Origin of the sequence: Lacisediminihabitans sp. (assembly GCF_036404185.1) — a bacterium.
Lineage (GTDB): Bacteria > Actinomycetota > Actinomycetes > Actinomycetales > Microbacteriaceae > Lacisediminihabitans.
Genome location: NZ_DASWPB010000140.1, coordinates 1 through 16,108 on the forward strand (window position 1 = coordinate 1; position 16,108 = coordinate 16,108).

The 16,108-nt window shown below is 66.2% G+C and carries 17 protein-coding genes; 3 read left to right on the top strand and 14 right to left on the bottom strand.

All coding sequences use genetic code 11. From position 1 onward, the window contains the following. The 4 genes from VGC18_RS10260 to VGC18_RS10275 all read right to left on the bottom strand — a co-directional run. A partial coding sequence (locus VGC18_RS10260; RefSeq protein WP_331096955.1) for a glycoside hydrolase family 66 protein occupies positions 1-758 on the bottom strand: 758 nt, incomplete at its 3' end. 5 nt (positions 759-763) lie between these two features. Further along, the gene (locus tag VGC18_RS10265; RefSeq protein WP_331096957.1) at positions 764-1,639 is read right to left on the bottom strand and encodes a carbohydrate ABC transporter permease; all 876 of its coding nucleotides are present in this window, start codon (positions 1,637-1,639) and stop codon (positions 764-766) included. Next, a complete protein-coding gene (locus VGC18_RS10270) occupies positions 1,636-2,517 on the bottom strand; it encodes a sugar ABC transporter permease (RefSeq protein ID WP_331096959.1) in 882 nt (293 codons plus the stop codon). The genes VGC18_RS10265 and VGC18_RS10270 overlap by 4 nt, the downstream gene beginning before the upstream one ends. 115 nt (positions 2,518-2,632) lie before the next feature. Continuing rightward, positions 2,633-3,919, bottom strand: a complete 1,287-nt coding sequence (locus tag VGC18_RS10275) for an extracellular solute-binding protein (protein ID WP_331096961.1) — start codon at positions 3,917-3,919, stop codon at positions 2,633-2,635. 195 nt (positions 3,920-4,114) lie between these two features. Between VGC18_RS10275 and VGC18_RS10280 the strand changes: the two genes are divergently transcribed. Continuing rightward, positions 4,115-5,263: an ROK family transcriptional regulator gene (locus VGC18_RS10280; RefSeq protein WP_331096963.1), complete on the top strand. Its 1,149-nt coding sequence runs from the start codon at positions 4,115-4,117 to the stop codon at positions 5,261-5,263. A 32-nt stretch (positions 5,264-5,295) separates the two neighbouring features. Here VGC18_RS10280 and VGC18_RS10285 read toward each other — a convergent pair whose 3' ends face one another. Genes VGC18_RS10285 through ddaH form a run of 5 tightly spaced genes read right to left on the bottom strand, consistent with a single transcriptional unit; the run spans position 5,296 to position 9,274 of the window. After that, entirely contained in the window at positions 5,296-6,492 is a 1,197-nt protein-coding gene (locus VGC18_RS10285; protein ID WP_331096965.1) for a low temperature requirement protein A, read from the bottom strand. Further along, positions 6,489-6,947 (bottom strand): type II toxin-antitoxin system VapC family toxin, encoded by a 459-nt coding sequence (locus tag VGC18_RS10290; protein WP_331096967.1) that lies wholly within the window; start codon positions 6,945-6,947, stop codon positions 6,489-6,491. The genes VGC18_RS10285 and VGC18_RS10290 overlap by 4 nt, the downstream gene beginning before the upstream one ends. Continuing rightward, complete coding sequence (locus VGC18_RS10295; RefSeq protein ID WP_331096969.1) at positions 6,948-7,220, bottom strand: CopG family transcriptional regulator; 273 nt, start codon at positions 7,218-7,220, stop codon at positions 6,948-6,950. Positions 7,221-7,265: 45 nt separating this feature from the next. Further along, positions 7,266-8,486: an ornithine--oxo-acid transaminase gene (gene rocD, locus VGC18_RS10300; protein WP_331096971.1), complete on the bottom strand. Its 1,221-nt coding sequence runs from the start codon at positions 8,484-8,486 to the stop codon at positions 7,266-7,268. Beyond that, positions 8,483-9,274, bottom strand: coding sequence for a dimethylargininase (gene ddaH / locus VGC18_RS10305; RefSeq protein ID WP_331096989.1), 792 nt, complete (start codon positions 9,272-9,274; stop codon positions 8,483-8,485). The genes rocD and ddaH overlap by 4 nt, the downstream gene beginning before the upstream one ends. Positions 9,275-9,482: 208 nt before the next feature. On the opposite strand from ddaH, the gene VGC18_RS10310 reads away from it, so the two are divergent. After that, entirely contained in the window at positions 9,483-9,923 is a 441-nt protein-coding gene (locus VGC18_RS10310; protein WP_331096973.1) for an Lrp/AsnC family transcriptional regulator, read from the top strand. 47 nt (positions 9,924-9,970) lie between these two features. On the opposite strand, the gene VGC18_RS10315 is transcribed toward VGC18_RS10310, so the two are convergent. Further along, the gene (locus VGC18_RS10315) at positions 9,971-10,462 is read right to left on the bottom strand and encodes a GNAT family N-acetyltransferase (RefSeq protein ID WP_331096975.1); all 492 of its coding nucleotides are present in this window, start codon (positions 10,460-10,462) and stop codon (positions 9,971-9,973) included. Positions 10,463-10,622: 160 nt separating this feature from the next. On the opposite strand from VGC18_RS10315, the gene VGC18_RS10320 reads away from it, so the two are divergent. Beyond that, positions 10,623-11,072: an NUDIX hydrolase gene (locus VGC18_RS10320; RefSeq protein ID WP_331096978.1), complete on the top strand. Its 450-nt coding sequence runs from the start codon at positions 10,623-10,625 to the stop codon at positions 11,070-11,072. A gap of 333 nt (positions 11,073-11,405) precedes the next feature. Here the strand turns inward: VGC18_RS10320 and VGC18_RS10325 are convergent, their stop codons facing one another. The 4 genes from VGC18_RS10325 to VGC18_RS10340 form a co-directional block, all read right to left on the bottom strand. Beyond that, a complete protein-coding gene (locus tag VGC18_RS10325) occupies positions 11,406-11,855 on the bottom strand; it encodes an HTH domain-containing protein (protein ID WP_331096980.1) in 450 nt (149 codons plus the stop codon). 80 nt (positions 11,856-11,935) lie between these two features. Continuing rightward, complete coding sequence (locus tag VGC18_RS10330; RefSeq protein ID WP_331096982.1) at positions 11,936-12,541, bottom strand: hypothetical protein; 606 nt, start codon at positions 12,539-12,541, stop codon at positions 11,936-11,938. A gap of 90 nt (positions 12,542-12,631) precedes the next feature. Beyond that, positions 12,632-13,156, bottom strand: a complete 525-nt coding sequence (locus VGC18_RS10335) for a sigma-70 family RNA polymerase sigma factor (protein ID WP_331096985.1) — start codon at positions 13,154-13,156, stop codon at positions 12,632-12,634. 1,506 nt (positions 13,157-14,662) lie between these two features. After that, on the bottom strand, positions 14,663-16,108 hold a 1,446-nt coding region (locus VGC18_RS10340), incomplete at its 5' end, for a glycoside hydrolase family 15 protein (protein WP_331096987.1).

Below are 16,108 nucleotides of genomic sequence, written 5' to 3' on the forward strand. Positions count from 1 at the left end.
AAGGCCGCAAAAGAGGCGGCGACGTCGACGACCTCCCCATCGGCGCGCCGCGCCCGCTTGGGGTAGCCGTACTGATCGAGGTGGAAGCCGTCGAAGCCGACGCGCTCCGCCGCGGCGGCGAGCTGGTCGACGAAGCTCGCCAGCCAGTCCTCGGCCGCGGGATCGAGGAGGAAGAGGAAATCGCCGAGCGCATACGGCTCGCCGCTCGCGGTCAGGATCGCCCGATGCCTCCAGCGCTCCCAGTCCTCCTGGCCGACGGCGTAGACGGCGGCGTAGCCGAGGGCATCCGCTCCCGCCTCCTGCACGGCCGCCACCAGGGCACGCACCGTCCGGAGGGCGATCGGCTGGTCGAGCGCATCGCGATACTCCTCGCCACCGCCCAGCAGGTCGGCATGGCGGTAGGCCCAGTCATAGAACTGGATGCCCGTGAGATGCAGACGACGGACGGTGTCCGCGATGCCGTCGAGGTCGCGGCCCGGCGAGTAGTCGACGACGAAACCGTAACGCAGCCGGGATCTGTCGCGCTGGCGCACCTCGACGGCCGTGCGTGCGATCTCGTCGCCGACACGCAGTTCGACGCCGTATCCGCCTTCCGGCAACCAGCCCAGGGCAACGGCGCCGGAGCCGTCCCAGGCGATCGTTTCGACCCTGTCGCCGAGTCGCCAGACCGTCACCTCGCCGCCGGCCGCCGCGCCCCTCGCCTCGAGGGTGATCGCGTCGCCCAGCCGATAGCTGGCCCTGTTCGGAAGCAACTCCATCCGAGTCATCCTTTCACCGCGCCGGAGGTCAGCCCCTGCACGAAATATCGCTGGAACACGAGGAACACGACGATCACGGGAATGATCGCGATGAGGGATGCGGCGAAGACGAGGCCCCATTGGGTCGCGTTCTGGCCTTGGAAGGTCGCGATCGCCAGAGGGAGTGTTCGGGTGTTCGGGTTGTTGATCATCGTCAGGGCGATCGGATATTCGTCCCAGCTGTTGAGGAACGTGAAGATGGTCGCCGTCGCCAGGGCGGGTTTCGCCAGCGGCAGCGCCAGCCTCCAATACCGTGTCCAGGCGTTCGCCCCGTCCACCTGCATCGCCTGGTCGAGCTCGTGCGGAACGGAGGCGAGAAAACCCCGCAACAGGAAGGTGTTCAGCGAGAGGGACCCCGCGATGTAGAACACGATGAGGCCGCCGAGCGAGTCGAGCAGGTGCAGCTTGGTGGCAAGCACGAACTGCGGGATGAGCAGCATGACAGCCGGGATCGTCAGGCCGGTTAGGAGCACACGGAAGATCAGCTCCTTGCCGCGGAAGTCGAACCGCGCGAAGGCGAAGGCCATCATCGAGCTGACGAGCACCGACACGGCGGTGGAGACGACGGCCACGACGAGAGAGTTGGCGAAGTAGAGCAGGAAGTTCTCCGTCGTGAGCGCACGACTGTAGTTGGCGGTCGTGGCGGGGTTCGGGATGAACTGCGGGGGAAAGGTGAGCACGTACGCCTGAGCCTGGAAGCTCGTGGAGAGCATGTAGATGAACGGGGTCACCATGACGAGCGCACCGACGATGAGCACCGTGTAGCGGAAGGTCGCCGCCGCTCCCCGCGCCGGGCGGGCGCGATTGCGACGGGAGCGGGTCGCCGAGAGCGAGGCGGTCATGCGAGTTCCTCTCCGTCGCGATCTCTGGACAGCCTGAGCTGGAAGATCGCGAGAATGAAGACGAGCACGGCGAGGATGACGGCGATCGCCGAGCCGTAGCCGAAGTCGAGATAGGTGAACGCCTGGGTGTACATGTAGCTCAGCACGACGTCGGTCTGTCCGACGGGACCGCCTCCGGTGATGAGCTGTACGGAGGCGAAGACGTTGAGACCGCCGATCACGAGCATCACGGACAGGAAGACGGTCGCCGGGTTGATGGCGGGAAGGGTCACCGCGCGGAATCGCTGCCAGCGTCCGGCGCCGTCCATGGTCGCGGCCTCCTCGAGTGATTCCGGAACACCCTGAAGCGCCGCGAGATAGATCATCATCGACCACCCGACGCCCTTCCAGATGCCCAGGGCGCAGATCACGACGAGCGCGGTTCCCCGCTGGGAAAGCCAGGAGACATCGCTGTTCATCAGATGGAGAAAGTCGTGCAGCGTGAAGTTCACCAGACCGCTGTCGGCGAAGAGGTACTTGAAGAGCAGGGAGACGACGACCCAGCTCGTGACCACGGGCAGGTAGTAGAGCACGCGGAAGATCGGTTGACTCGGGCTCTTCTTCTTGAGGAGGGTCGCGATGAACAGTCCGATGACCATCTGGGGGATCACCGTCGCGATCATGTAGATCCCGCTGTTGGAGAGGCTGAGCCAGAAATGCGGATCCGTGAACGCGCGGACGTAGTTGTCGACGCCCACCCATTGGCTGACGGCGCCGGCGACGATCTTCCAGTCGTAGAAGCTCATCCGGAGCGCCTGAAGCGCCGGCCAGACGATGATGACGAGGAAGATCGCCATCCCCGGCAGGAGGAAGAGATAGGGAACTGCACGGGATCGCACCGCGACAGCCGTCATCGGCCGCTGGCGTCGTGGCGCGCCACGGCGGGGCCGCGCAACGGGCCTGGGGTCCGTTGCGCGGCTCGCGGTGGACATCCTCGTGGTGATGTTCGCCACGTCAGTTGCCGGCCAGAAGCGCGTCGATCTGCGACGCCGCGCTGTCCAGCGCCGCCTTGACGGTTGACGTCCCCAGAAAGGCGGGACTCAGGGTTGTGGAGAGCACCGTGTCGATCTTGCTCTGGTTGGGACTCGCGATGCGCGACTTCGCGGTCTTGAGCTGGTCGGAATAGACCCCGTAGTAGCTCTCGATCGCGGCCTGCTGGTCGGCCAGACCCGGCTCGACGGTCATCTGCCCCGTCTTCGCCATGGCGAGCTGGAATGTCGAGCCCTGGGTGAACCGGATGAACTTCTCCGCGGCCGCCTGATGCTTGGAGGTGGCCGTCATGACGATGTCCTCGCCGCCGACCACGCTCACCGACCCGCCCTTGCCCGCGGGGATCGGGGAATAGATGGGCGAGAACGACGGATACTGTCCCGTCCAGATCCCCGCCATCCACGGACCGTCGAAGATGGTCGCGTACTGGCCCTTGGGGAGGCCGTCCTGGGTGCTCGTCGCACCCGTGTTGCCGGTCAGCAGATTCGGGATGAGCCCCTCCTTGTACCAGTCGACCAGCATCTGGATCGTGGCGACGTTCGTCGAGCTGTTGAGGTAGCCGGTCGCCTTGGTCTGCGACGTGTTGGTGAGCTCGCCACCGCCCGACCAGATCCAGGGAGAGATGTTCCACGCCTGGAGGCCGCTGTCCGCGAACAGGGAGGTGCCCGTTCCCTTGAGCGTGTCCGCCATCGCCTTCAGGTCGTCGAAGGTGGTGGGTGCGGCGAAGACGCCGGCCTTGTCCAGGGCCTCCTTGCTGGTGATGAGCACGCGGGTGTTGGTGTCCAGCGGAAGGCCGTAGTACTTGCCCTTGTAGAGGTTCGTCGCGAGGTTGCCCGCGTAGACCTTCTTCGAGAGGCTCGGGAAGTCGGACATCGTGTCCGACAGCGGCGCCAGGACGCCCAGCTTGGCGAACTGCGGCAGCCAGCCGATGTCCGCACGCACCAGATCGGGCAGCTGACCGCCCGCTGCGCTCGTCGTCAGCTTCTGCAGCAGGGAGTCGTAGGCGATGTCCACGTACTTGACCGTGATGCCGGGGTTCGCCTTCTCGAAGGCGGGGATGAGGGTCTTGTTGAGGGCGTCCTGCTGAGTGGAGTTGCCGCCGTTCCCGTAGGCGCCCCAGAAGGTCACGGTGATCGGCTTGTCCGCGGTGCCCTCCCCGCCGTCGGACGAACCAGAGGAACAGCCGGTGGCCAGCAGGGCGAGGGATGCTGCGATCGCCACCGCCGACCCGATCTTGCCAATGCGCTTCATTGCGAATCTCCTGTCATGGATATGAGGACACTGCGCTCACCTGCCGTGAGAATTGCTGCAGTGGAATATTTTTACGACAAAACTAATTTGGTGTCAATAGCCACCGAATTGTGGATTCCAACGCACAATTAGTTTTGTTGACGAAAATAAGTCTCCATGCCACTCTTGGAGTTGGCCGCCGAACGAAGGGCTCAGATGCGCATCGCCACCCCCCCATGGACCCCGGACGACGGGGCATCCAGGTCGGTCGCGCTCCAAGTGCTGATCAACGGCCCCATCTCCCGGAGCGAGATCGCCAGACGCCTTGAGCTCTCCCCCGGCTCGCTGACCCGGCTCAGCACCCCCCTCATCGAGAGCGGCCTGCTCGTCGAGGTCGAGGAGCGGGTGGACGGCAGGGCTGGACGACCGTCAAAACCGCTGGATGTCGTCACCGACTCGCAGCATTTCATCGGGATGAAGCTCACGGGGGAGGAGATCGTGGGCGTTGCGACCGATCTCCGTGCCGACGTGCTCGCCACGACATCGGCGCCCCTCACCTCCCGGGATCCCCAGTTGGTCGCGGACACCATCGCCCGGGTCACGAGGGAGCTCGCCGAACATGTCCCTTCGGTCACGGCCCTCGGCATCGGCATAGGAGGCCTCGTGCGAGATCACTCGATCGTCCGCAGCGCGCCGTTCCTCGACTGGTCGGATGTGCCGCTCGGTTCGATGCTCGAGGCCATCACCGGCGTTCCCACGGTCATCGAGAACGACGTGGTCGCCTTCACCGAGTCGGAGCACTGGTTCGGGGCCGGACGTGGCCTGGACCGTTTCGCCATCATCACCCTCGGTGCAGGGATCGGATACGGGCTCGTGATCCACGACGACATCGTCGTCGACGACGATTCCGGCCTCGGGCTCGTCGGACACTGGCCGCTCGATCCCTTCGGACCGCTGTGTCCCGCGGGCCATCGTGGATGCGCCCGCAGCATGCTCACCCAGTCGGCGATCGGCCAGACCGTCTCGATCGCTCTCGGCAGGACGGTCGGCTACGACGAGGCGCTGGACCTCGCCGAGCGCGGGGAACCCGTCGCCCGGCGGGTGGTCGACGAAGCAGGCAGGGGGCTCGGGCGACTGCTGGCCGCCGTCGCCAACCTCACCGCACCGCAGCGGATCATCCTCGGCGGAGAGGGCGTCCGCCTGGTCGAGGTCGCCAGGGAAGCGATCCACGAGGGCATCCACGGCGATCGCGACCCCCGCTCCCGCGAGCTCGACCTCGTCACCACACCGGGAGACAACACCCAGTGGTGCCGCGGGGCCGCGGTCATCGCGATCCAGCGCTTCGTCCTCGGAAAGCGCTCCTAGCCGGGCAGCGGACTCGCCTGCCGCGAGGCGGCTCAGGCCCGTCGGTCACCGCGCCTGGCGGCATGGACGACCGTCAGGCCGGTGAGCGCCGCCACCACGGCGGCGATGCTCGCGACCATCAGCGGCACGCCGATCGTCGGCGCCGCGAACGGGACGCCGAGGACGATCAGGATGGCCGCGGCCGCCCCGATCGTCGGCACGGCACCTCGAACGCCCGGCAGGGCATGGAGCACCTGAAGCATCACGATGAACACGGCGACGGGGACGGCGAGCGCGAAGCCGACACCCGATGGGGAGACCTCAGGACGATGGGAGCCGAACTCCACCGCGACCTCGATCGCCGCCCCGACGGCCGCGATCGCCGCGAACAGGACGTAGTGCCCGTACCCCCAGACGAAGGATCGATCCCGACGGCGCTCGAGCTCCTCCCCCGACGGCTCCTTGAAGTACAGCCACCACATCGCGAACAGCAGGATCAGCCCAGAGCCGGCGACGATCACCAGGTCGACGGTGACACCCGTCGCTGCGATGATCGCCTGGACGGCGACGGTGGCCGCGGAGACGGACTCCCCGAGCAGGATGATCGTGAACAGCCCGTAGCGCTCGGCGATATGGTGCGGATGCCAGGGGGTGATCCCCGAGCGCTCCGCCACGATCGGCACACAGACATCCGCGATCGCGAGGATGACGAAGGCGACCGTCTGCGCCTGACCGGGAAGCAGCAGCCGGGCGACCCAGCCCAGCTGCACGAGGACGATGCCGGCCGCGTAGCGGAAGGCGGTCCTGCGCCCGCCGGGACTCTCGACGCCGGCGCGCACCCACTGGGCGACGAGCCCGACCCGCATGATGAGGTAGCCGATCGTCACCGCGAGATAGTTCTGGTCGGCGAACGCCGCGGGGACCCCAGCCGCCAGCACGAGGACTCCGCCCATCTGCAGCATGGTGAGCAGCCGGTAGGGCACGTCGTCCGTGTCGTAGGCGGAGGCGAACCAGGTGAAGTTCATCCAGGCCCACCAGATGGCGAAGAACACCATCAGGTAGGCACCGACGCCGTGGTCGAGCGCGGTCCCCTCCGCGATCGTGTGCGCCAGCTGGCCGGCCACCTGGGCGACGGCGACGACGAAGGTGAGGTCGAACAGCAGTTCCAGCGGGCTGGAGACGCGATGGGGCTCGTCCTTGTCCCGACCGGTCATCCGGCGGTGAACACGAAAACCACCCGTGAGCGTCATCCGCCCAGCTTAGGGAGCGCTCCGGCCCGGCTCCAGGGTCCCGCGCCTGCCCGGGAGACGACGGCGAAGCCGAGCTCCGTCGCCGCGGCGAGCAGACGATCGTCGTAGGCGAGGATCAGGTCGACGTCGAGAAGAACGGCCGTCGCCAGATGGATGGCGTCGAGGCTGCGAAGGACGGGCGGCCCGATTCGCCTGGCCAGACTCGCCACCTGCTCCGTGATCGGCGCTTCCGCGATGCCGGAGAGGGCGGCATCCGTCCACTCGACGATCGCGGCGGGGTCCTCGGCGTCGAGACGCGATCGGATGCCTCTGCCCAGCTCGATCCAGGCGAGCGTGGAGGAGATCAGCACCGCGTCGGCGGCCGCATACCCTTCCAGGCTGGACTCGATCGCCTCCGATTCTGGCTCGTCGATCGATCTCTTGATGAGAGCGCTGCTGTCCACGTAGATGCGCACTCAGATCCGATCGTCACGCTGGAGCAGGTCGCCGGAGAGCGTGCCGGCCGGCAGCCGGAGCCGTCGGCGCGCGCGACGCAACTCGGATCGCGGGGCTAGGATCGCCCCGGACGTCAGAAGCGCGGCATCGCTCCGCGACGCCTTCGTCGCGGTCAGCCCGAGGTAACGATCGAGCGCATCACGAATGAGCTCCTGCTGCGACCGGCCCGACCGCTCGGCCTCCGCCCTGAGGGCCCGCTCGGTAAGCGGCCCGAGGCGCAGATTGGTTGCCATGCCTCCATGGTACCAATGCCGGTACCGATCGGTACCGGATGGGAGTCAGGCGCGCAGACCGGCGAGCACCGCCTCGAGCTGCTCGACCGCCCAGTCCACCTCCGCGGCCTCGATGACGAGCGGCGGCGCGAGCCGGATGGTGGAATCGTGGGTGTCCTTCGCGAGCAGACCGCGTTCCAGGAGCAGTTCGCAGACCTCTCGGCCCGTCGCGAGCGCGGGGTCGATGTCGACGCCCGCCCAGAGACCGGCCCCGCGCACCGCGAGCACACCCCGGCCGACCAGCCGGTGGAGCCCGGCATGCAACCGCTCGCCCAGTTCTTTCGACCTGCGCTGGTACTCGCCGGTCTCGAGCATCCCGATCACCGCGAGACCGACGGCGGCCGCGAGCGGATTGCCGCCGAAGGTCGAGCCGTGCTCGCCGGGACGGAGCACCCCGATGATGTCGGCGTTGCCGACCACCGCCGAGACGGGCACGATCCCGCCGCCGAGGGCCTTGCCGAGCAGATAGAGGTCGGGCACGACGCCGACGTTGTCGCACTGGAAGGTCGCGCCGGTGCGGCCGAGGCCGGACTGGATCTCGTCGGCGATGAACAGCACGTTGCGCCGGCTGGTGATCTCCCGGACCGCCGGCAGGTAGTCGGCGGGCGGCACCACGACACCCGCCTCGCCCTGGATCGGCTCGACCAGCACCGCGACGGTGTTCTCGTCGATGGCCGCCTCGATCGCGGCGGCATCTCCGAAAGGCACGGATCGGAACCCCGGGGCGAACGGCCCGAAGCCCTCGCGAGCCACCGGATCGTTGGAGAAGCCGACGATGGCGATCGTGCGCCCGTGGAAGTTGCCGTCGGCGACCACGATGTTCGCCTGGCCATCCGCGACGCCCTTCACCCGGTAGCCCCAGGCCCTGGCGACCTTGAGCCCCGACTCGACCGCCTCCGCGCCCGTGTTCATCGGGATGACCATGTCCTTGCCCGCGAGCCGGGCGAGCGCGGTCACGAAGGGGCCGAGGCGGTCGTTGTGAAACGCCCTGCTGGTGAGCGTCACCCGGTCGAGCTGCGCCTTCGCCGCGGCGACGAGCAGCGGATGCCCGTGGCCGAAGTTGACGGCCGAATAGGCGGCGAGGCAGTCCAGATAGCGACGGCCATCGACATCCGTCACCCAGGCGCCGTCCCCCGTCGCGATGACGACCGGCAGGGGGTGATAGGTCCCGGCGATGTGCTCCTCCTCCTCGCGGATGAGCGCCGCCGCGTCGCTTGCCGTGATCATCGCCGGAGCTCCAGGGTGCAGCACTTCACTCCGCCGCCGCCGAGCAGCAGTTCGGAGAGGTCGACTCCGATCGGGTTGTACCCGCGTTCGGCCAGCTGGCGCTCGAAGTCCTTGGCGCGGGAGGCGATCACGACGTTGTGGCCGTCGCTGAAGGAGTTGAGTCCGAGCACGGTGGCGTCCTCCTCGTTCACGAGCAGGGCATCCGGGAACCGTTCGCGCAGCACGGCGAGACCGGCCTCGTCGAAGGCGGACGGCAGGTAGGCGATGTTCGGATCCACGAAACCGGGCTGGGGATCGAGCACGGCGATCGCGGTGTCGAGGTGGTAGAAGCTGGGGTTGACCAGCTCGAGGGTGACCACCTCGCGGCCGGAGATCTCGGCGAGCTCGTGATGGCTGTTCGAGGCGCTGCGGAAGCCCGTTCCGGCGAGGATCGTGTCGCCGACGAGCAGGAAGTCGCCCTCGCCCTCGTTGACGTTCTCCGGCACCCGCACGTCGAAGCCGTTTGCGCGGAACCAGTCCATGTATGCCGGGCCCTCCGGCTGGCGCTGCGCGTAGGTGAAGCTCGCCCCGTAGGCGATGTTGTCGATCACGAAGCCGCCGTTCGCGGCGTAGACCATGTCCGGCAGGCCGTCGACGGGGTCGATGAGCCGCACGTCGAAGCCGAGGTCGAGGTAGATCCGGTAGAGGCTCTCCCACTGCCTCACCGCCAGCAGGGTGTCGGTCGGCTTCTCCGGATGCATCCAGGGATTGATGCGGTAGCTGACCGTGAAGAAGTCCGGCCGGCACATGAGCACGGTCCGTGGAGAGGGGATCCTCGTGGTGACAGGGGCACCGTCGGTGGTGGGGAGAGTGGCCGGCACGGCGGCTCCTTCGCGAATGGGGGAACGAGCGGTCGTTCCAGTCTCACACGCACAGATCAGAACTTTCGGCAGTTCGGGCGCAAAAAATCGCCGAAACCGCCCGGTGTGCAACAAGGAAACGCCGTACAGTGAGCGGATGGACAGTCTCGACTACGGAATCATCGATCTCCTCCGCCAGAATGCGCGGGCCGGCTACGGCGACATCGGGGAGGTCGTCGGGCTCTCCGCCTCCGCGGTGAAACGCCGCGTCGACCGGCTGGTCGCCGACAGGGTGATCCGCGGATTCACCGTGCAGGTCGACCCCGCCGTCGACGGCCTCGCCACCGAGGCCTACGTCGAGCTGTTCTGCCGCGGGACGGTCGCGCCGGAGGAGCTTCGGCGCATCCTCTCCGACGTCCCCGAGGTCGTCGACGCCGGCACGGTCACCGGCAGCGCGGATGCGATCGTGCACATGCGCTCCCGCGACATCCCCTCCCTCGAGGGGGCCCTGGAACGCGTGCGGCTCGCCCCCAACGTCGATCACACCCGTAGCGCCATCGTGCTGTCCAAGCTCATCCATCGGCCCCACGAGTCCTGACCGGGATGCCCGCCATGGAACGATCCCCGCGACCGGCGATCGGCCTCTCACATCACGAATTCGATCCAGGTGTCCGCGGGCAGATCGGAGCGGCCCGGCACTGGACGGCGGGTCTCCGTCCAGCCATCCCCGGCGACGTCCTCGGCGACCCGCCGCCAGAACGCAGCCGCCGCGGGATTGTCCTCCTGGAAGGCGACGCCCCAGGGCCCGGGATATCGGGACAGGATATTGCGAACGCTCCCGAGACCGACACCGGTTCGCCGAGCGCCGCGGACCACGAAGAAGCTGCTTAGGATGTGGCGCGGCTCATCCAGCCCTCTGAGGATGGCGAGGCCTGCGGGACGACCGTCGATCCGGAGCACATAAGCGGCCCAGCCGGTCCTGCCTAACGCCGCCTCCAACCGCTCACTCCGGAAGGCTCCAGTGTCGTCCGGCAGAATGCCGCGAAACTCGGACAGGTCGTGCCGGAACATCAGCCACAGCCGATCCAACAGGGTGCGGTCCGAAGCATGCGCACGCGTGACGGTCATCGAGGACATCAGCTCTCCCATCGGTCGGCGGTTCTTTTGGGCATAAAAAAGCCTCCCGATCGAGCGGGAGGCTGACCCAGATATTTTACCAGGTCGTGATTCGGCGAACGAATGGCGTCCATGACTGCCCTGTACCGACGCGCACCGACCACAATGGAGGATGCCCGCCATGCCAATCCAGTCGCGTCTCGCGGCTCGCGTGCTCGTCATCGATGAGGCAGGACGCGTCCTGCTCTTCGAGGGAGGCGACCCGGGACGCCCGGATGCGGGGACATGGTGGTTCACGCCGGGCGGAGGTCTCGAGACCGGTGAGACCCCCCTGGACGCGGCCCGTCGCGAGCTCCGCGAGGAAACCGGACTGCTGACAACGGAACTCGACGGACCCATCCACAGCCAGGACATCGAGTACGAGTTCCAGGGGACCCTCTACCAGCAGCACGAGGACTTCTTCGTCGTGCGAGCGCCGGCGTTCGAGCCGGACCGCTCCGGATGGACCGTCCTCGAACAGGCGACCATGTCGTCGGCACGCTGGTGGAGCCGCGACGAACTCGCCTCGTCCGACGAGCTCGTGTATCCGCAGCAGCTGCTGTCGCTCCTCAGGAGCATCGACCCGGGCTGATCGGATCCATAGAGCTGTCGTCGCGCAGACCGATTGGGTCGAGCCGAGGGATGCCTCACGCGAAAAGGATGTCCCCGTCCACCGAGGTACCTCGACTACCTCCTTCCGCCGATCGCGGAAGGATCTCATGGGCTCGGTGACGGAGGGCCAATGATGGCTACTTCAGCGCTCTTGATGCCTACTGCACTCACGCAGATATGCAGAACGTATGTTCGATGAAATTGGGGTATAGGCCTCGAGACCGACAGCGGCAAACGATGCCGCAGTGGGCCTGGCCGTGAGATCAGACGAGATCGGATGTGAGCAGAAATCCATCGGGGGAAGCGGTAGTTCCTACTGGCCGCGTGCCTGGTTGACGGTGTTGATGAGGTACAGACCTCTGATCGCGAGTTCGTACTTCTTCTCGATCGGAACGGCTCGCGGATCGCGCAGCGCGTTCTCCAGGTCATCGACGTCGAGTCCCGTCAACCGGGCGATGTTCCCGAGCGTGAGACGGCACACGACCGTCAGCGTCTCGAGGACCCCCTTAAGACGTTCGTCGTCGGCGACCCGCATCCCCTCCGTGAGCTGCGCCGCGAGAACGGAAAGCCTCAGGCTCTCGTCATTCGAGAGCGCCTGCGGCCCCGTAGTGAGTCTGACCATCCCGGCCTGTGCTTCGTCGAGGAAGGACCGCAGCTTCTCCGGCTGGATACCAGTGATGGCGTGCAGCGCGTCTTCGGAGACGCGCTCCTCCGCAATGATGCGTCTCAGTTCGTCCGAGGAGTTGTCGGCCTCCGGCGTCATGGCTTTCCTTCCTGCTCGTAACACGGCGACAGGGGAAGGCCAGGCAGCCCGTAGACGCCCGACCTTCCCCCGGGAACCTCTCAGTTATACGTGTAGAGGGTGTTGTTCGGGCCGGTCGTGGAGACGGGAATGCCCAGGAACGACGCCGTTCCCGTGAGCGTACCCGAATACCTGTGATTGTGGAGCTTACTCGTCGGGGCGGACCCCGAGAACCCGGTCGCAAGGGCTGCGCCGCCCCCGAAACCGCTGGTGAGGTCGGTAACGTAGAAGGATCCGATGAATTCGGTGGCTGGGACGTGCATGTCGATGCTCCAGTGGTAAACCCCCGCCGAAGCGGTGACAGTGAGTGTTCCCGATCCATCTCCTGGGTAGACCACGTTGGGAGTTACTAACCCAGATGTCGCCGCCGAATTGATGAGATGCATCGGAAAGACCGCTGTCTGGCCCTCGGTCAGAGTGGTTGTCTGGCCGTTGACGTCGAGTTGGTACACGACATCCGTGCTCGGTTCGGCCACCGTAGACGCCGTGGCGGCAGGAGCCGTCATCCCAAGCGAGAAGAATCCGATCAGCGCGGCCAGCGTGATTCCCAGAGCCTGTTTGGACCGCCGCTTCCTTGGCGTGCGCGGCCCTTCTGTCACCTTGGGGTCCAGGCGGCCCCCGTCTGAATGATTCGTCTTCGTGTCCATGCTCGTGTCCTTAGTCGAAAGTGCCCGCCGAGACCGGTCGGTCACGGCGATACTTGGACTATTTCCGAGATTGACAATTCCTTACCCGCATCATCTCGCGTTGAGATCCCCAGCCGTTGCGGAGGCCGGCGGAGGGCCGAAGCCGCCGAGTATCTCGCGAAGTGCCTCGCGCACCCGAGTGAGGCGGACCCACACGGCGCCGGGGGAGGATCGTATGATCGTGGCAATTTCTCTAGCCGTAAGATGCTCCCAGTAGGTCAGGTAAAGCAGTTCGCGATCTTCTGGTCGCAGATGAAGGAGTGCGTCACGCAGCTCGATCGGGTCGTAATCTGGCGCGGTGGTCAGTGCCGCTTGCTGGAGCCGATACTCAGTGGCCTGGGCTCGTCTGGCGCGCCGATATTCGTTTCCTATGACGTTGCGGACAATGGTGTAGAGAGTCGGCAGGGGCGGATCTTCTCTGCTGTAGCGCTGCCAGACAACGCGAGACACTTCAGCGGCCGCGTCTTCCGCGTCCAACCTGTTGCCTAAGCGCCTGTGGCAAGTGGCTAATACTACGGAATAATGCTTGCGATAGAAGGCCGCGAACCGTGCCTTATCCCCACCTTCTGTTTTCACAGCGTGCCTCTAGAGCTAGCCCTTCCCGCACGAGGGCATTCCCCGGCCGCTGAGTCACAACAGCTGCGCTTCGGGGCAAGATTGAGCCACGCTCAGCGTGTCGTGATTTCAAACGTAGCGCCCTGAGTCGGCGGGCACAGTCCGCCAATAGGAGGACATGAGGTTTTGTATCAAAAGGCGACTATCGTCGATCGATCGCACTCGTCACTTCGTGGCTAATCGTCGACGACTATGACCCCATTTGGTGCCCCGCTATCGAACCGGACTGGGGCGCACTCGGCCGGTCGCTATGGCGCGAGGCGACGTGTTGAAGAGTCGGAGCCAGTCGGCCAGGCGATGGAGTTATCCCGGCCGACGGCCCCTATCGGCGACGCGATGCGTTTGAGGCCGTGCAGGTGGCGCGTGAACACACGTCCGCCTTCGCTCACGAAGCGCTGGCCGTCCGCGAGGGTCTTGAGACCAATCGAATGCGCCAGGAGGGAGTGGTTGGGTCAAATTCTCTTGACTCTGCCTTGCAAGGGTCAAATCTCATGAATGTGGAATGGGTGAAGGCCGTTACACGCCTCCCGTCCCGAACGCCCAGGAAGCTCCTCGGCCATTCGCCTTCGTTGGACCGCCATCACACGGGCTTGAGCATGCGTCGCCGTCCACGTATATGCGCAGCACCTGCCAGAACCTGAGGCCGGAGACGAGCGGTTGGGCGGCAGCCACGGCCGCCTGTACGAGGGCGTTATCGCCCATCAGCGGCATGATCTCCCGATCGCCGCGACGAAAAGCAAACAGTCTGGCGGACTTCCCTTGACCGTTGGACTCGTAGTAGGCCGCGGCGGGGACCACTGCCCTCTTGGACTTCACGGTGTCGCACCAGGTGGGCACCCGGCGGCTGTCTCGCTGCGCGCGTTGAAGGTCGTTCCCGGTTTGGGCGGCGCCATGGCCCAGGAGGGGATCAACGGCCAGTGGGCTGCCTCGACCCGTCTGATGATCGCGGAGTCCCTTTCTGTTTCGATGACGATGACAGCCGAGATAGGCTGCTTCTCGCCACCGAACGATTGGCCTCGCGTTGAACGTCGGCGAAGGCAGGTCCGGAGACACCTGCTCAGGATGGAAAAGGGCCTCGATCACCAATATCTTCGGTGTCACATATCACCCGCACACGAGGCATGTATGCCGAATTCGTCCTACTGCACGTGAATTATGATTTGTTACAACCTTCGGCCAAAGTCCATAGTTGGTTCGCTGACCGCCCGGTAATCGAGGCGGGCCATCAGGCGTTCACGGTCGACAGCCTGTCGAAGCGGTGCGCGATACCGACCCGCCAGCCATGATCTATCGCATGTCGACCTATATCGACGCTCTGATCGCCGGGCTCGATCCCGACCAGAACACTATCGTCGGCATAGGGTCGTATACCCGAGGCTGATCGACCGCAGGAATGGCACGATTGGTAACCATCAGAGAGAAAATCTCGCCGGCCAAGGCCATACGCACAAATAATCAAAACCAGTCCTAGCGGCCGCCGCCAAGCTCCTCAACCGTGAGCGCCGCGTTGATGAGCGCGAGATGGCTGAGGCCCTGCGGAAGGTTGCCGAGGAACTCGTGGGTCTCGGCATCCATCATCTCGGAATAGAGGCCGACGTCGTTCGCGAGGGCGATGAGCTCGTCCATGCGGGCCCTCGCCTCGTCCATGCGTCCGACGCAGGCGAGGGCCGAGACCATCCAGAAGCCGCAGGCGACGAAGGTGCCCTCCACGGCCTGCATGCCGGAGTAGCGATAGACGAGCGGGCCGCGACCCAGCTCGGCCTGGATCGCGTCGATCGTCCTGGACATCCGCTCCCCCCGGTCGAAGCCGCTCGGGGCGTGCAGCAGGATGGATGCGTCGAGCTCGTCGCTCCCCGGATACCAGACGTAGCTCTGCCTCGACTCCGACCAGCAGTTCTCCCGCACCCAGTCGCGGATGCGGTCGCGTTCCGCGGCCCAGCGCTCCCCTCCGCCGGGAATCTGACCGAGCTCGGCGAGCCGCACGGCGCAGTCGAGCGCCTGCCAGCAGCCGAGCTTCGACGAGGTGTAGTGCCGCTGCTCGGTGAGCTCCCACATCCCGGAGTCGGGCCGACGCCAGCTGTCGCAGGCGCGGTCGGCGATGGAGGCGAGCAGTCGCCCGGTGTCCGCGTCGAGCACGTTGCCGTCGTCGACGTAACTGCGGACGACGTCGAACAGGTCGCCGTACACGCCGAGCTGAAGCTGGTCCTTGGCCCGATTGCCGGACACCACCGGTCCGATGCCCCGCCAGCCGGGCGCATCCGCCACGGCAACCCCGCCGGTGGGACCCCCGTCGAGCGCGTAGAACACAAACAGATCCGGTCCGTTCACCCGGATGGTCGTGAGCAGCCAGGACACGGCGGCATGGGTCTCCTCCCGCAGCCCGAACCGGATGAGGGCGTGCACCGTGTAGGCGAGATCGCGGACCCAGGCGAAGCGGTAGTCCCAGTTCTTGCCGCCCGCCCAGCTCTCCGGAAGCGAGGTCGTCGCGGCGGCCGAGATCGAGCCGTTCGGGCTGTGGATGAGCAGCTTCAGGGCGAGGGCGCTGCGATGCACGACCTCCGCCCAGTCCCCGTCGAAGGAGAACTCCTTGGACCAGGCCCTCCAGTTGGCGATCGTCCGATCGATGCCCCGGTCGACGATGGCCGGCGTGAGCACGCGCAGCGGCTCCCGCTCCGTCGCGGAGACGACGATCAGATGCCGGGAGCCCTTCGCCGCGGTGAAGGCACCATCGAGGCGCCGATCGGACGGCGGGTTCGGCCCGTGATCGAGGCCCTGCACACCCAGCATCACCCCGTTCACCCGGATCACCGGCCCGTGAATCGTCCGCTCGACCCAGGGGGAGGCCGAGTTCAGCATGCTGCCGGGCGTGACCGACCAGCGCATGTCCACGGTTCCGCTGATCCCCTCGACCCG

Coding starts and splice junctions, on each gene's coding strand:
- VGC18_RS10265 (WP_331096957.1), bottom strand. CDS start 1,639: ATGACCGCCTCGCTCTCGGCGACCCGCTCCCGTCGCAATCGCGCCCGC.
- VGC18_RS10275 (WP_331096961.1), bottom strand. CDS start 3,919: ATGAAGCGCATTGGCAAGATCGGGTCGGCGGTGGCGATCGCAGCATCC.
- VGC18_RS10280 (WP_331096963.1), top strand. CDS start 4,115: ATGCGCATCGCCACCCCCCCATGGACCCCGGACGACGGGGCATCCAGG.
- VGC18_RS10285 (WP_331096965.1), bottom strand. CDS start 6,492: ATGACGCTCACGGGTGGTTTTCGTGTTCACCGCCGGATGACCGGTCGG.
- VGC18_RS10295 (WP_331096969.1), bottom strand. CDS start 7,220: ATGGCAACCAATCTGCGCCTCGGGCCGCTTACCGAGCGGGCCCTCAGG.
- rocD (WP_331096971.1), bottom strand. CDS start 8,486: ATGATCACGGCAAGCGACGCGGCGGCGCTCATCCGCGAGGAGGAGGAG.
- ddaH (WP_331096989.1), bottom strand. CDS start 9,274: ATGTGCCGGCCGGACTTCTTCACGGTCAGCTACCGCATCAATCCCTGG.
- VGC18_RS10310 (WP_331096973.1), top strand. CDS start 9,483: ATGGACAGTCTCGACTACGGAATCATCGATCTCCTCCGCCAGAATGCG.
- VGC18_RS10315 (WP_331096975.1), bottom strand. CDS start 10,462: ATGTCCTCGATGACCGTCACGCGTGCGCATGCTTCGGACCGCACCCTG.
- VGC18_RS10320 (WP_331096978.1), top strand. CDS start 10,623: ATGCCAATCCAGTCGCGTCTCGCGGCTCGCGTGCTCGTCATCGATGAG.
- VGC18_RS10325 (WP_331096980.1), bottom strand. CDS start 11,855: ATGACGCCGGAGGCCGACAACTCCTCGGACGAACTGAGACGCATCATT.
- VGC18_RS10330 (WP_331096982.1), bottom strand. CDS start 12,541: ATGGACACGAAGACGAATCATTCAGACGGGGGCCGCCTGGACCCCAAG.